This window comes from Escherichia sp. E13S3, assembly GCF_004212325.1.
GTDB lineage: Bacteria > Pseudomonadota > Gammaproteobacteria > Enterobacterales > Enterobacteriaceae > Escherichia.
This window is the reverse complement of record NZ_RHJR01000012.1, coordinates 269,513-283,839: the sequence shown is the minus strand read 5'-3', so window position 1 is coordinate 283,839 and position 14,327 is coordinate 269,513. Positions and strand designations below refer to the sequence as shown.

The 14,327-nt window shown below is 51.8% G+C and carries 13 protein-coding genes; 10 read left to right on the top strand and 3 right to left on the bottom strand.

Annotated elements, in window-relative coordinates:
* The first annotated feature begins 257 nt into the window (after positions 1-257).
* The 9 genes from ptsG to D9597_RS13465 all read left to right on the top strand — a co-directional run bounded on the left by ptsG (position 258) and on the right by D9597_RS13465 (position 8,455).
* Positions 258-1,691 (top strand): PTS glucose transporter subunit IIBC, encoded by a 1,434-nt coding sequence (ptsG, locus tag D9597_RS13505; RefSeq protein ID WP_000475698.1) that lies wholly within the window; start codon positions 258-260, stop codon positions 1,689-1,691.
* Positions 1,692-2,189: 498 nt separating this feature from the next.
* Complete coding sequence (gene hinT, locus D9597_RS13500; RefSeq protein ID WP_054445830.1) at positions 2,190-2,549, top strand: purine nucleoside phosphoramidase; 360 nt, start codon at positions 2,190-2,192, stop codon at positions 2,547-2,549.
* Between the two features lie 2 nt (positions 2,550-2,551).
* Positions 2,552-2,929: a YcfL family protein gene (locus tag D9597_RS13495; protein WP_130222879.1), complete on the top strand. Its 378-nt coding sequence runs from the start codon at positions 2,552-2,554 to the stop codon at positions 2,927-2,929.
* 13 nt (positions 2,930-2,942) lie between these two features.
* Positions 2,943-3,584 (top strand): penicillin-binding protein activator LpoB, encoded by a 642-nt coding sequence (gene lpoB / locus D9597_RS13490; RefSeq protein ID WP_130205559.1) that lies wholly within the window; start codon positions 2,943-2,945, stop codon positions 3,582-3,584.
* Positions 3,565-4,389, top strand: a complete 825-nt coding sequence (gene thiK, locus D9597_RS13485; protein ID WP_130222877.1) for a thiamine kinase — start codon at positions 3,565-3,567, stop codon at positions 4,387-4,389. The genes lpoB and thiK overlap by 20 nt, the downstream gene beginning before the upstream one ends.
* 10 nt (positions 4,390-4,399) lie before the next feature.
* Positions 4,400-5,425: a beta-N-acetylhexosaminidase gene (gene nagZ, locus D9597_RS13480; protein WP_130222875.1), complete on the top strand. Its 1,026-nt coding sequence runs from the start codon at positions 4,400-4,402 to the stop codon at positions 5,423-5,425.
* Between the two features lie 22 nt (positions 5,426-5,447).
* Entirely contained in the window at positions 5,448-5,990 is a 543-nt protein-coding gene (gene ycfP, locus D9597_RS13475) for an alpha/beta hydrolase YcfP (RefSeq protein WP_075331716.1), read from the top strand.
* 394 nt (positions 5,991-6,384) lie between these two features.
* On the top strand, positions 6,385-7,689 hold the full coding sequence (gene ndh, locus D9597_RS13470) for an NADH-quinone dehydrogenase (protein ID WP_064528597.1): 1,305 nt from the start codon (positions 6,385-6,387) through the stop codon (positions 7,687-7,689).
* Between the two features lie 226 nt (positions 7,690-7,915).
* Positions 7,916-8,455: a glycine zipper 2TM domain-containing protein gene (locus tag D9597_RS13465; RefSeq protein WP_064528599.1), complete on the top strand. Its 540-nt coding sequence runs from the start codon at positions 7,916-7,918 to the stop codon at positions 8,453-8,455.
* Positions 8,456-8,517: 62 nt separating this feature from the next.
* On the opposite strand, the gene comR is transcribed toward D9597_RS13465, so the two are convergent.
* Positions 8,518-9,150 (bottom strand): TetR family copper-responsive transcriptional repressor ComR, encoded by a 633-nt coding sequence (gene comR / locus D9597_RS13460; RefSeq protein ID WP_130205569.1) that lies wholly within the window; start codon positions 9,148-9,150, stop codon positions 8,518-8,520.
* Positions 9,151-9,390: 240 nt separating this feature from the next.
* Here comR and bhsA point away from each other — a divergent pair, with 240 nt between their 5' ends.
* Positions 9,391-9,648, top strand: coding sequence for a multiple stress resistance protein BhsA (gene bhsA / locus D9597_RS13455; protein ID WP_130222873.1), 258 nt, complete (start codon positions 9,391-9,393; stop codon positions 9,646-9,648).
* A gap of 81 nt (positions 9,649-9,729) precedes the next feature.
* Here the strand turns inward: bhsA and ldtC are convergent, their stop codons facing one another.
* Together ldtC and mfd are read right to left on the bottom strand one after the other, a co-directional pair.
* Positions 9,730-10,692 (bottom strand): L,D-transpeptidase LdtC, encoded by a 963-nt coding sequence (gene ldtC / locus D9597_RS13450; protein WP_165383547.1) that lies wholly within the window; start codon positions 10,690-10,692, stop codon positions 9,730-9,732.
* A 144-nt stretch (positions 10,693-10,836) separates the two neighbouring features.
* Entirely contained in the window at positions 10,837-14,283 is a 3,447-nt protein-coding gene (gene mfd / locus D9597_RS13445; protein WP_130222871.1) for a transcription-repair coupling factor, read from the bottom strand.
* Between the last annotated feature and the right edge of the window lie 44 nt (positions 14,284-14,327).

The window sequence follows — 14,327 nt, the reverse complement described above, 5'->3', positions numbered from 1 at the left end:
CGAGTAAAGTTCACCGCCGCAAATTGGGCGGTGAATAACCATGTTTGACGCATTATGGCATTTATTTTGTCAATACGTGCAACTTCGCTAAAGGTCCGAAGTTGAAACGTGATAGCCGTCAAACAAATCGGCCATGAATTATTTTACTCTGTGTAATAAATAAAGGGCGCTTAGACGCCCTGTACACGGCAAGGTTCTCCCCCCCTTGCCACGCGTGAGAACGTTAAAAGCACCCATACTCAGGAGCACTCTCAATTATGTTTAAGAATGCATTTGCTAACCTGCAAAAGGTCGGTAAATCGCTGATGCTGCCGGTATCCGTACTGCCTATCGCAGGTATTCTGCTTGGCGTCGGTTCCGCGAATTTCAGCTGGCTGCCCGCCGTTGTATCGCATGTTATGGCAGAAGCGGGCGGTTCCGTTTTTGCAAACATGCCACTGATTTTTGCAATTGGTGTCGCCCTCGGCTTTACCAATAACGATGGCGTATCCGCGCTGGCCGCAGTTGTTGCCTATGGCATCATGGTAAAAACCATGGCCGTGGTTGCGCCGCTGGTACTGCATTTACCTGCTGAAGAAATCGCCGCTAAACACCTGGCGGATACGGGCGTACTCGGGGGGATCATCTCCGGTGCGATCGCAGCGTACATGTTTAACCGTTTCTACCGTATTAAGCTGCCTGAGTATCTTGGCTTCTTTGCCGGTAAACGCTTTGTGCCGATCATTTCTGGCCTGGCTGCCATCTTTACTGGCGTTGTGCTGTCCTTTATTTGGCCGCCAATTGGTTCCGCCATTCAGACCTTCTCCCAGTGGGCTGCTTACCAGAACCCGGTAGTTGCGTTTGGCATTTACGGCTTCATCGAACGCTGCCTGGTACCGTTTGGTCTGCACCACATCTGGAACGTACCTTTCCAGATGCAGATCGGTGAATACACCAACGCCGCAGGTCAGGTATTCCACGGTGACATTCCGCGTTATATGGCGGGTGACCCGACCGCGGGTAAACTGTCTGGCGGCTTCCTGTTCAAAATGTACGGTCTGCCGGCTGCCGCGATTGCTATCTGGCACTCTGCTAAACCAGAAAACCGCGCTAAAGTGGGCGGTATCATGATTTCCGCGGCGTTGACCTCGTTCCTGACCGGTATTACCGAGCCAATCGAGTTCTCCTTCATGTTCGTTGCGCCGATCCTGTACATCATCCACGCGATTCTGGCAGGTCTGGCATTCCCGATCTGTATCCTGCTGGGTATGCGCGATGGTACATCGTTCTCGCACGGTCTGATCGACTTCATCGTTCTGTCTGGTAACAGCAGCAAGCTGTGGCTGTTCCCGATTGTCGGTATCGGTTATGCGATCGTTTACTACACCATCTTCCGCGTGCTGATTAAAGCTCTGGATCTGAAAACCCCGGGCCGTGAAGACGCAACTGAAGATGCGAAAGCTACCGGCACCAGCGAAATGGCACCGGCTCTGGTTGCTGCATTTGGTGGTAAAGAAAACATCACTAACCTTGACGCATGTATTACCCGTCTGCGTGTTAGCGTCGCTGATGTGTCCAAAGTGGATCAGGCTGGCCTGAAGAAACTGGGCGCAGCGGGCGTAGTGGTTGCTGGTTCCGGTGTTCAGGCGATTTTCGGTACGAAATCCGATAACCTGAAAACCGAAATGGATGAGTACATCCGCAACAACTAATCCGTAAGACGTTGGGGAGACTAAGGCAGCCGAATGGCTGCCTTTTTTACAGCCGCTAATCAGACCGGTCATCGTTAAATTGCGTGTTGCGCCCGGGACGATAGTTCCTTTCACGTCGATATCGTAGGTTTTGTCGAGCAGATTATTTCCAGCAATGAGACGTTTTGGGTTATCTGATAACAGGCGAACAGCTCCACCTGCGAATAGCAATTTTGCCCGACAGTGGAAGGAAACTGTCAAAGCAATGCTGGTGGTAGCAGGAAGGGCCTGGTAGCCGATATCCCTGTTATTATCTAAACCAAAGAGAAAAGGTGTTTTCGGCCTATTCATAGGCAAAAATGGGAATAATGGCGATGTATACGGCAGTAAAACGATTTTTTGCTTATAAATCGTGGCTTAAGGTTGAAAGAGCAGGTTTAACTCGACCATACTCTATACTCGCAGTGTAGCGCGGCGTAGCATGGCGCAACGCATGGCAATTTGAAAAAGGAAAATGTCGTGGCAGAAGAAACTATTTTCAGCAAAATTATTCGTCGTGAGATCCCCTCCGATATCGTCTACCAGGATGAGCTGGTAACGGCGTTTCGCGATATTTCGCCGCAAGCGCCAACGCATATTCTGATCATTCCAAATATCCTTATCCCTACCGTGAACGACGTGTCAGCTGAGCATGAGCAGGCGCTGGGGCGTATGATCACCGTAGCGGCAAAAATCGCCGAGCAAGAAGGCATTGCCGAAGACGGCTATCGTTTGATCATGAATACCAACCGTCATGGCGGACAAGAGGTCTATCACATTCATATGCACCTGCTGGGTGGCCGTCCTTTGGGACCAATGCTGGCGCATAAAGGCCTGTAACGATGAGAAAAGGGTGCTTTGGACTGGCGTCTCTGGCGTTGCTATTGCTGGTCGGTTGTCGTTCACATCCGGAAATCCCGGTGAATGATGAACAGTCACTGGTGATGGAGTCATCTTTGCTGGCAGCGGGCATTAGCGCAGAAAAGCCCGTTCTTTCAACGTCTGATATTCAGCCTTCAGCATCCTCGACGCTTTATAACGAAAGGCAAGAACCCGTTACCGTTCATTATCGTTTTTACTGGTATGACGCCAGGGGGCTTGAGATGCACCCTCTGGAAACGCCGCGCAGCGTCACCATTTCCGCACATTCAGCGGTGACTCTGTACGGCAGCGCCAATTTTCTTGGAGCGCACAAAGTCAGACTTTATCTTTATTTGTAAGGGGTGAATCTTGATGACAAAAATGAGTCGCTACGCTTTAATCACCGCGCTGGCGATGTTTCTTGCCGGGTGTGTGGGGCCACGTGAACCCGCACCGGTAGAAGAAGTAAAACCTGCGCCGGAGCAACCGGCTGAGCCGCAACAGCCAGTACCCACAGTGCCATCAGTGCCGACGATCCCGGAGCAGCCAGGGCCAATTGAGCACGAAGACCAAACCGCACCGCCTGCGCCGCATATTCGTCATTATGACTGGAATGGCGCAATGCAGCCGATGGTCGGTAAGATGCTTGGGGCCGATGGCGTGACCGCAGGCAGCGTCTTGCTGGTTGATAGCGTCAATAACCGCACCAATGGTTCTTTGAATACCGGGGAAGCGACAGAAACGCTGCGCAATGCACTGGCTAATAACGGTAAATTTACCCTCGTTTCCGCCCAGCAGCTTTCGATGGCCAAGCAGCAGTTAGGTTTGTCGCCGCAGGATAGCTTAGGCACCCGTAGTAAAGCCATTGGTATTGCTCGCAACGTGGGGGCTCATTACGTGCTGTACTCCAGCGCCTCTGGCAACGTTAACGCTCCGACCCTGCAAATGCAGTTGATGCTGGTGCAGACGGGCGAAATTATCTGGTCAGGTAAAGGTGCCGTTCAGCAACAATAATCCCATCACGCGCGACGAGTTATTGTCGCGCTATTTCCCGCAGTATCACCCCGTCGCGACGTTTAACAGTGGACTTAGCGGCGGGAGTTTTCTCATTGAACATCAGGATCAGCGTTTTGTTGTGCGTCAGACTCACGATCCTGATGCGCCGCAGTCCGTGTTTCTGCGCCAGTACCGGGCGTTATCACGATTACCGGCATACCTTGCACCAAAGCCACATCTCTATCTCCGTGGCTGGATGGTGGTCGACTATTTGCCCGGCGAGGTAAAAACGCAATTGCCGGATACCGACGAACTGGCAGGCTTGCTGTATTATCTGCATCAACAACCGCGTTTTGGCTGGCGAATAACCTTGCTGCCGTTACTGGAACGGTACTGGCAGCGAAGCGATCCGGCGCGGCGGACAGTGGGTTGGCTGCAACTATTAAAACGTCTGCGCAAAATACGGGAACCACAGCCATTACGTTTAAGCCCGTTGCATATGGATGTTCATGCAGGGAACTTAGTCTATACCTCGTCAGGGCTAAAGCTCATCGACTGGGAGTATGCCGGTGATGGTGATATCGCTCTGGAACTGGCGGCGGTGTGGGTGGAAAATAGTGAGCAGCACCGGCAATTAGTTAATGACTATGCCGTGCGGGCGAATATTAATCCGGCGCATTTGTGGCATCAGGTCAGGCGCTGGTTTCCCTGGTTACTGATGCTGAAAGCAGGGTGGTTTGAGTACCGCTGGCAACAAACCAGCGATCAACAATTTATCAGGCTGGCCAATGACACCTGGCGGCAGCTATCAATAAAACAATAAGGAGAGCAGTGTGGGTCCAGTAATGTTGGATGTTGAAGGTTATGAACTGGACGCGGAAGAGCGCGAAATACTTGCGCATCCGCTGGTGGGAGGGCTGATTCTCTTTACACGTAACTATCATGATCCAGCACAGTTGCGCGAACTGGTACGCCAGATCCGCGCAGCTTCACGCAATCACCTGGTGGTGGCGGTGGATCAGGAAGGTGGACGTGTGCAGCGTTTTCGTGACGGTTTTACCCGCTTACCGGCAGCACAATCATTCGCTGCGCTTTTAGGAATGGAAGAGGGGGGCAAACTGGCGCAAGAGGCAGGTTGGCTGATGGCCAGCGAAATGATCGCTATGGATATTGATATCAGCTTTGCACCAGTGCTGGACGTAGGACATATCAGCGCGGCGATTGGTGAACGTTCTTATCATGCCGATCCAGAAAAAGCCCTCGCAATCGCCAGTCGGTTTATTGATGGGATGCATGAAGCCGGAATGAAAACCACCGGTAAACATTTTCCTGGTCACGGTGCCGTAACTGCAGATTCACACAAAGAGACGCCGTGCGACCCACGCCCGCAAGCGGAAATTCGTGCCAAAGATATGTCGGTTTTCAGTACGTTAATTCGCGAAAATAAACTCGATGCCATTATGCCCGCGCATGTGATCTACAGCGATGTTGATCCGCGTCCGGCGAGCGGTTCTCCCCACTGGCTGAAAACTGTTTTACGTCAGGAGCTGGGGTTTGACGGCGTGATTTTCTCTGACGATTTATCGATGGAAGGTGCCGCGATTATGGGCAGTTATGCCGAGCGTGGACAGGCATCACTGGATGCAGGTTGCGATATGATCCTGGTCTGCAATAATCGTAAAGGGGCCGTCAGCGTGTTAGATAATCTGTCACCGATCAAGGCAGAACGTGTTACACGTTTGTATCATAAAGGTTCATTTTCGCGACAGGAACTGATGGACTCGGCTCGCTGGAAAGAGATCAGCGCCCGTCTGAATCAGTTACATGAACGCTGGCAGGAAGAGAAGGCAGGTCACTAACCCTGGCTTATGTGAGGAAGCGATGATTATCTATTTGCACGGTTTTGACTCTAACAGTCCGGGTAACCACGAGAAAGTCTTACAATTGCAGTTTATTGACCCGGATGTACGGCTAATAAGCTACAGTACGCGGCATCCGAAACATGATATGCAGCATTTGCTCAAAGAAGTGGACAAAATGCTGCAACTGAACGTCGACGAGCGCCCGCTCATTTGTGGTGTTGGTCTGGGCGGTTATTGGGCAGAGCGGATTGGTTTTCTCTGTGATATTCGCCAGGTGATCTTCAACCCCAATTTGTTCCCTTATGAGAACATGGAAGGGAAGATTGATCGCCCGGAAGAGTATGCCGATATTGCCACCAAGTGTGTGACCAACTTCCGTGAGAAGAATCGCGATCGTTGCCTGGTGATTTTGTCGCGTCACGATGAAGCGCTTAACAGTCAGCGGACATCTGAAGAGCTGCATCATTATTACGAGATTGTCTGGGACGAAGAGCAGACGCACAAATTCAAAAATATCTCTCCGCATTTGCAGCGCATTAAAGCATTCAAAACCCTCGGTTAATTGGCATCGTCGCATCAGGTAACCTTGTCGGTACCTGATGCGACCCGGATTAAGGCGTTCACGCCGCATCCGACAGCCGAGCACCAATGCCTGATGCGATGCTGCGCATCTTATCAGGCCTGGCAAACGCCCTTCATACACGCCTCACGCTATATAACCCTTCCGAATTAGCTCGAATAATAAACAATAAACTCTGTTTTTTGATCTCAACAGGTAAAGTCGCCTATCTTTTCAGCAACAAAACTTGATTAACATCAATTTTGGTATGACCAATGCACCATTCATGTTATTCTCAATAGCGAAGAACATTTTCATTGCTGTAACCTGTTGTTAATTAAGAGCTATGTTAATAACCATTAATTAACAATTGGTTAATAAATTTAAGGGGGTCACGTTGACTACGCCATTGAAAAAAATTGTGATTGTCGGCGGCGGTGCTGGTGGGCTGGAAATGGCAACACAGCTTGGAGATAAGCTGGGACGCAAGAAAAAAGCCAAAATTACGTTGGTCGATCGTAACCACAGTCACCTGTGGAAACCGTTGCTGCACGAAGTGGCGACCGGATCGCTCGATGAAGGCGTTGATGCGCTGAGCTATCTGGCCCATGCGCGTAATCATGGTTTCCAGTTTCAGCTGGGTTCTGTGGTTGATATCGATCGTGAAGCGAAAACAATCACCATTGCTGAACTGCGCGACGAAAAAGGTGAATTGTTAGTTCCAGAGCGGAAAATTGCTTACGACACGCTGGTGATGGCGCTGGGTAGCACCTCTAACGATTTCAACACGCCGGGCGTAAAAGAGAACTGCATTTTCCTTGATAACCCGCATCAGGCACGTCGTTTCCATCAGGAGATGCTGAATCTGTTCCTGAAGTTTTCTGCTAACCTGGGCGCCAATGGCAAAGTGAATATTGCGATTGTTGGCGGCGGCGCGACCGGCGTAGAGCTCTCTGCCGAATTGCACAATGCCGTGAAACAACTGCACAGTTACGGTTACAAAGGGCTGACCAATGAAGCCCTGAACGTTACTCTGGTGGAAGCGGGAGAGCGAATTTTGCCAGCGTTACCGCCGCGTATCTCTGCTGCGGCTCACAATGAGTTAACGAAACTGGGCGTTCGCGTGCTGACGCAAACTATGGTTACCAGTGCCGATGAAGGCGGTTTGCACACTAAAGATGGTGAATATATTCAGGCCGATCTGATGGTGTGGGCTGCCGGGATAAAAGCACCAGATTTCCTGAAAGATATTGGTGGTCTTGAAACCAACCGTATCAACCAACTGGTGGTGGAACCGACGCTGCAAACCACGCGCGATCCAGACATTTACGCTATTGGCGACTGTGCGTCATGCCCGCGTCCGGAAGGGGGCTTTGTACCGCCGCGCGCTCAGGCCGCACATCAGATGGCGACCTGCGCAATGAACAACATTCTGGCGCAGATGAACGGTAAACCGCTGAAAAATTATCAGTATAAGGATCACGGTTCGCTGGTATCGCTGTCCAACTTCTCCACCGTCGGTAGCCTGATGGGTAACCTGACGCGCGGTTCAATGATGATTGAAGGACGAATTGCGCGCTTTGTGTACATCTCGCTATACCGAATGCATCAGATTGCGCTGCATGGCTACTTTAAAACCGGATTAATGATGCTGGTGGGCAGTATCAACCGCGTTATCCGTCCGCGTTTGAAGTTGCATTAATCGGCGTACACTGGCGGATGTGGCGTAAACGCCTCATCCGCCCTGGACAAATGGTACGAGCGGTAGGCCTGATAAGACGCGTTAAGCGTCGCATCAGGCATTCCTTCAGACTCCTCCGAATCCTTAAGTATTTCCAGCTATTCCCACGCTTTTCATCTTCTGTCTGATAGCTGCTTTTCCCCTTCGCTTGCATGATTGTCATAACTGCAAAGAAGGAGGTGTTCCCGTGAATAAATCAATGTTGGCGGGTATCGGGATTGGTGTAGCGGCTGCGCTTGGCGTAGCGGCAGTGGCCAGTCTGAACGTGTTTGAACGTGGCCCGCAATACGCTCAGGTTGTCTCAGCAACCCCAATCAAGGAAACGGTTAAAACACCGCGTCAGGAGTGTCGCAATGTCACGGTGACCCATCGCCGACCGGTGCAGGATGAAAACCGCATTGCTGGTTCGGTCCTCGGGGCCGTCGCTGGCGGGGTGATAGGGCATCAGTTTGGCGGTGGTCGCGGTAAAGATGTCGCCACTGTTGTGGGGGCGCTGGGCGGTGGATATGCCGGTAACCAGATCCAGGGCTCTCTCCAGGAAAGCGATACTTACACTACCACGCAGCAGCGTTGTAAAACGGTGTATGACAAGTCAGAAAAAATGCTCGGTTATGATGTGACCTATAAGATTGGCGATCAGCAGGGCAAAATTCGGATGAACAGCGATCCGGGTACGCAAATCCCATTAGATAACAATGGGCAACTGGTTCTGAATAACAAAGTATAACAAGGCTGTACTCTGCAATTTAGCCCCTCATTCGCTCAGGCTGAGGGGCTTTTTTTTGCGTCTTACTTCACCAGTTCAGGCCATAAACGCAGCGTTGTCCGGGCAATCAGCATCAGTTTTTCCAGCGATGCGCCTTCACGGGCGCTTATCGACATCCCCTGAATAATACAATTAAGAAATTCCGCAAGATGCGTTACGTCACAGTGGGCGGGAATTTCCCCGCGTGCCTGGCGTTGACTTAAAAACTGCTGCAAGGTGCGTTCTTGCATTGCGTGACGTGATTTCACCGTATGAGCAATATCGCCCGAATCCGCTGAAAGCGTGGTGCAGTTGTTAATCATAAAGCAACCCGCGGGGGTGTCTTTGCTGGTAAAGCAGCTGGCAACGGCAGCGAAATAGTCCGCCAGTGCAGACTCCACGCTTTTTTCTTCACAAAACAACTGCGCTTCATGCTTAGCGGCAAAGCGATCGATATAACGGTCGAGTACGGCGCGAAATAACCCCTCTTTGTTGGTAAATTCCGCGTAGAGCGTTGGCGCTTTGGCTCCGGTCGCTTCAACGAGGTCCGCAAGGGAAGTCGCTTCATAACCGTGCTGCCAGAACAATTTCATGGCCTTATCAAGCGCGGCGTCCCTGTCGAACACTTTTGGGCGGCCACGGCTTTTTTTTACACAATGTGTTGAGTCTGTTGCCATGATGCCATTGTACCTGGTGGCTGTGAATGAATGGTTATTATAAAAATAATCACCTCCCTTCACCAGTCCAGAAAATAGAAAAATAAAAACTCTCTATTTAACTGAAATTTAAAGTTTTTTAATTTAATTAATGATTGTTATAAAAAACTTCTTGTATGTGATCCAGATCACATCTATCATTTAGTTATCGATCGTTAAGTAATTTCTTGCGACGCCATTCACCTGCATAAGGCCACTATTATGAAAAACGTAAAAACCCTCATCGCTGCGGCGGTTTTAAGTTCCATGTCATTTGCCAGCTTTGCTGCTGTCGAAGTTCAGGCAACACCAGAAGGCCAACAAAAAGTGGGTACTATTAGTGCTAACGCGGGGACAAATCTGGGATCGCTGGAAGAACAGCTGGCACAAAAAGCGGATGAGATGGGCGCAAAATCTTTCCGTATTACTTCAGTAACCGGTCCGAATACCCTCCACGGAACGGCAGTCATTTATAAATAAGCATTAACCCTCATTAATGCCCGCTATTGCTGCTTTTTTCCCCGCGACATACTGTGCCGCGGGGATTTTTTTATCCGGGAGTTACAGCGATTGTGGGCTCAGTTGATGACGGCGCACATCTACCGGCATCCCGGAACGGACATCCATCACATGCTGCATCACTTCAGCGTCAGTTTGCGCTGCATCTTTAAATGATTGCATTGCACTATTCAGCGTTATCGGCAATAGCTGCGGATCATCATCAATCTTCTCTGATAGCGGCTGATGCACTTCAACCAGACGCGCACCGTTTTGTTCGGCAGAGACTTTAATCGGCGTGTTGATGATATTCACTTTGGTGCCTGGGGTGACCTGGCTAAAGAGTGTTTTGATATCGTCATCACGCAGACGAATACAGCCAGAACTTACCCGCATGCCAATGCCGAAATCGGCGTTCGTACCGTGAAGCAAATAAACGCCGCCATAGGCCGCCAGACGAATCGCATGATGGCCCATAGGGTTATCTGGTCCAGCCGGAACTACCGCAGGCAACTCAATTCCCTGTGCTTTATACCGCGCGCGAATGTTTGCCGTTGGCGTCCAGGTTGGGTTTGCACGCTTGTCAGAAACGGTGGTCACCATTGTCGGTGTCAGCGTGTCACCACCCAACTGACCAATGCCGATGGGATACACGGTCACCGAATTTTTACCCGGCGGGTAGTAATAGAGACGCAGCTCCGCAATGTTGATCACAATGCCTTCGCGCGGCGCGTCTGGTAGTAGGGTTTGCAATGGGATCGTTAACACGCTACCCGCGCGTGGCACGTAAGGATCAACGCCGGGGTTAGCCTGTAACAGAGCGAGAAAGCCGACGTTATATTTTTTGGCGATCGCTTCCAGCGACCCACCGTCATTTTCCACTACATGAAATTTATTTTCGCCAACCAGACGACTGCCCGCTGGCGGCAGCGGCCAAGTATTGGCTTTTGCCGGTAGTGCCAGCACCACGGCAGCAGCGAACGTAAAAAACGTCAGCCAGCGAGAAAAACGCGTTTTGATCATCACCAAAAATCCATAATAAATATAAGGTTATTGTAATAAAAAGATAAGCCTGAATTATGGATGGTGACAGTGTCGGATAGTGCAGGGAAGTGCAAAGAATTTGTAAATGTTGCAGATGGGGGCGCAGAAACGCCCCCGATCTCACCATTAAGCGATCGCGTTCTCTTCCAGTTCACGCATAAACTGGCGAACCCATTCGATACGCGTTTTCCGCTCGCTCAAATCCTGAATAAACTTCAGGCGCGTCGGGCCATCAAGGCGATAATGCTGCGGCTGTTTTTGCAGTAAACCAATCAGCCAGGCTGGATTTACGTGATTCTTCTCGGCAAATTCGATCACGCCGCCTTTCTCATTACCTTCCAGCTTCCTGATCCCCAGTTTCTGCGCTTGCTGGCGCAGACGGGCAATATCCAGCAGGGTACGCGCCGGATCCGGCAGCAGGCCGAAGCGATCGATAAGCTCGACTTTGATCTCTTCCAGTTCGTTTTCCGTTTTGGCGCTGGCAATACGTTTGTAGAACGACAGACGCGTGTTCACGTCAGGGATGAAATCATCTGGCAATAGCGACGGCATCCGCAGCTCGACTTCTGTTTGCTGGCTGGTGAGATCTTCCAGCGACGGCTCGCGTCCGGCTTTCAGTGCATCGACGGCGTTTTCCAGCAACTCCATATACAGCGAGAAACCGATGGTTTCCATCGAGCCGCTCTGTTCTTCGCCAAGCAATTCACCCGCGCCGCGGATCTCCAGATCGTGCGTTGCCAGCGCAAAGCCTGCCCCGAGATCTTCCAGCGAGGCAATCGCTTCAAGACGTTTTTGCGCATCGGTAGTCATCGCTTTCGGATGCGGCGTCAGCAGCCATGCATATGCCTGATGATGCGAACGTCCGACGCGACCGCGTAACTGGTGCAGCTGCGCCAGACCGAAGTGATCCGCGCGTTCAATGATAATGGTGTTGGCAGTCGGGATGTCGATTCCGGTTTCGATAATGGTGGTACAAACCAGCACGTTGAAACGTTGATGATGGAAATCATTCATCACCCGTTCCAGCTCGCGCTCGCGCATCTGCCCGTGACCGATAGCAATCCGCGCTTCTGGCACCAGTTCCGCCAGCCGTTCGGCGGCTTTCTGGATGTTTTCCACATCATTGTAGAGATAATAAACCTGACCGCCGCGCAGAACTTCACGCAGGATCGCCTCCCGGACCACCAGACTGTCATACTCGCGGACAAACGTTTTGACCGCCAGACGACGGGCGGGCGGCGTGGCGATAATCGACAGGTCACGCATTCCGCTCATCGCCATATTCAGCGTACGTGGGATCGGCGTAGCGGTAAGCGTCAGAATATCCACGTTCGCACGCATCGCTTTAATGCGCTCTTTATGACGCACCCCGAAGCGGTGTTCTTCATCGACAATCAGCAGACCTAAATCTTTAAACTTGACGTCATTTTGCAGCAGTTTGTGCGTACCGATCAGAATATCGATTTTCCCTTCCGCCACTTCCGCAAGGATTTGCGTCTGCTCTTTGGCGCTGCGGAAACGGGAGATCATTTCGATACGTACCGGCCAGTTGGCGAAACGGTCGCGGAAGTTGTCGTAATGCTGTTGCGCGAGAAGGGTGGTAGGCACCAGCACCGCTACCTGCTTGTGGTTATCTACTGCCAGGAAAGCGGCGCGCATCGCCACTTCTGTTTTCCCAAAGCCAACATCGCCGCACACCAGACGATCCATTGCCAGCGGCTGACACATGTCGCTAAGCACCGCATTAATGGCCTGCGCCTGATCCGGCGTGGTTTCAAACGGGAAGCTGTCGCAGAACAACTGATACTGCTCACGATCGTGTTTAAACGCGAAGCCCTCTTTGGCGGCGCGTTGCGCGTAGATATCCAGCAATTCTGCCGCCACATCACGCACTTTTTCCGCCGCTTTCTGCCGCGCGCGTGACCACGCATCGCCGCCAAGTTTATGCAGCGGGGCGTTTTCTTCCGCTCCACCTGCGTAACGGCTAATCAGATGCAGTGACGACACCGGAACATACAGTTTGGCGTCGTTGGCATAGGTGAGCATCAAATACTCACCAGTAATACCGCCCGCTTCCAGCGTGGTCATTCCGGCATAGCGCCCGACGCCGTGCTCCAGATGGACCACCGGCTGACCAATATGCAATTCCGCAAGGTTGCGGATCAGTGTATCGGGGTTGATGGTGCGGCGAGAATCCTGACGACGGCGGGCAACACGTTCACCGAGCAGATCACTTTCGCAGATCAGCGCCAGGTTACGCACCTTATCGACAAAACCATGTTCGGCAGCGCCAATCATCAAATAACGCCCACGGTCGCTGGCTTCATCAAGACGCATAATGCGTTGCGGAGCAATTTTAATTCGCGCGAGCAGTTCACCCAGCGCTTCACGGCGACCTTCACTTTCTACCGAGAACACCACCGGACCATCGAAAGACTCGAGGAACTTACGCAGCGCATCCAGCGGTGCTTTTTGTTGTGCCTGAACGGCCAGGTCTGGCAGCTTCTCGAAGCCTAAATTGGCATTCGCTGCTTTTGTCGGTAAATGTTCAGCTTTTAGCTGCACCCGGGGCCAGTTTTTCAGCTCTGAGAAGAGCTCGTCCACCCGCAGCCAGAGCGATTGTGGTGGCAAAAGTGGGCGCATTGGGTCGACGCCACGGCTTTCAAAACGCGCCAGCGTGTCAGCCTGGAAACGTTCGGCACTGTTTTCCAGATCACCAGTATTCACCAGCAAGGTATTGGCAGGGAAATAACTGAACAGCGGCGGCAGCGGTTCGCTGAAGAATAGCGGCTGCCAGTACTCGATCCCGGCAGGCAATGTGCCTTTACTCACTTGCTGGTAAATATGTTCCGGATCGCGCTTCACTTCGAAGGTATCGCGCCACTGGCTGCGGAACAGTTCAATTGCCGCTTTATCGGTCGGGAATTCGTGTGCGGGCAGCAGGTTGATGGCTTCAACTTCTTCCAGCGTGCGCTGGCTATCGACGTCAAATACACGCAGGCTGTCGATTTCATCATCAAAGAAATCAAGACGATAAGGCAGTTCGCTGCCCATCGGGAAGAGATCCAACAACGCGCCGCGCGTGGCGTATTCGCCGTGCTCCATTACCTGGTCAACATGGCGATAACCGGCGCTGTCCAGTTGGGTTCGCAATGCATCTCGTGACAGGCGCTGACCTTTTTTCATTACCAGTGCATGACCGTGGAGAAAACTGTGCGGGCAAACGCGCTGCATAAGCGTATTCACCGGAACAATCAGTACGCCACGCTGCATTGTCGGTAGCTGGTAAAGGGTGGAAAGGCGCGAGGAGATAATGTCCTGATGAGGCGAAAAACTGTCGTAAGGGAGGGTTTCCCAGTCCGCCAGATTCATCACCATCTGATCGGTGAACTGGCTGATTTCATCATGCAAACGCAGAGCATTTTGCATATCTGGTGCAATGAGTACCACCGGACCGGCGTGACGTTCGGCAATTTCCGCCACCAGCGTCGCGCAGGCAGCGCCAGTTAACTCGCCCAGCAGACGCTGCTCACCCGCTTTGACGGGCAGCGTATAACGATATTGTTCAGGCATAACGGTTGTCAGAGTCTCGTTAGGATATGCCCCAACATATGGGG

Bases quoted from the DNA above. Each gene is read 5' to 3' on its own strand.
- ycfP (WP_075331716.1), top strand. From the start codon at position 5,448: ATGATTATCTATTTGCACGGTTTTGACTCTAACAGTCCGGGTAACCAC.
- lpoB (WP_130205559.1), top strand. From the start codon at position 2,943: ATGACAAAAATGAGTCGCTACGCTTTAATCACCGCGCTGGCGATGTTT.
- bhsA (WP_130222873.1), top strand. From the start codon at position 9,391: ATGAAAAACGTAAAAACCCTCATCGCTGCGGCGGTTTTAAGTTCCATG.
- D9597_RS13495 (WP_130222879.1), top strand. From the start codon at position 2,552: ATGAGAAAAGGGTGCTTTGGACTGGCGTCTCTGGCGTTGCTATTGCTG.
- ptsG (WP_000475698.1), top strand. From the start codon at position 258: ATGTTTAAGAATGCATTTGCTAACCTGCAAAAGGTCGGTAAATCGCTG.
- mfd (WP_130222871.1), bottom strand. From the start codon at position 14,283: ATGCCTGAACAATATCGTTATACGCTGCCCGTCAAAGCGGGTGAGCAG.
- comR (WP_130205569.1), bottom strand. From the start codon at position 9,150: ATGGCAACAGACTCAACACATTGTGTAAAAAAAAGCCGTGGCCGCCCA.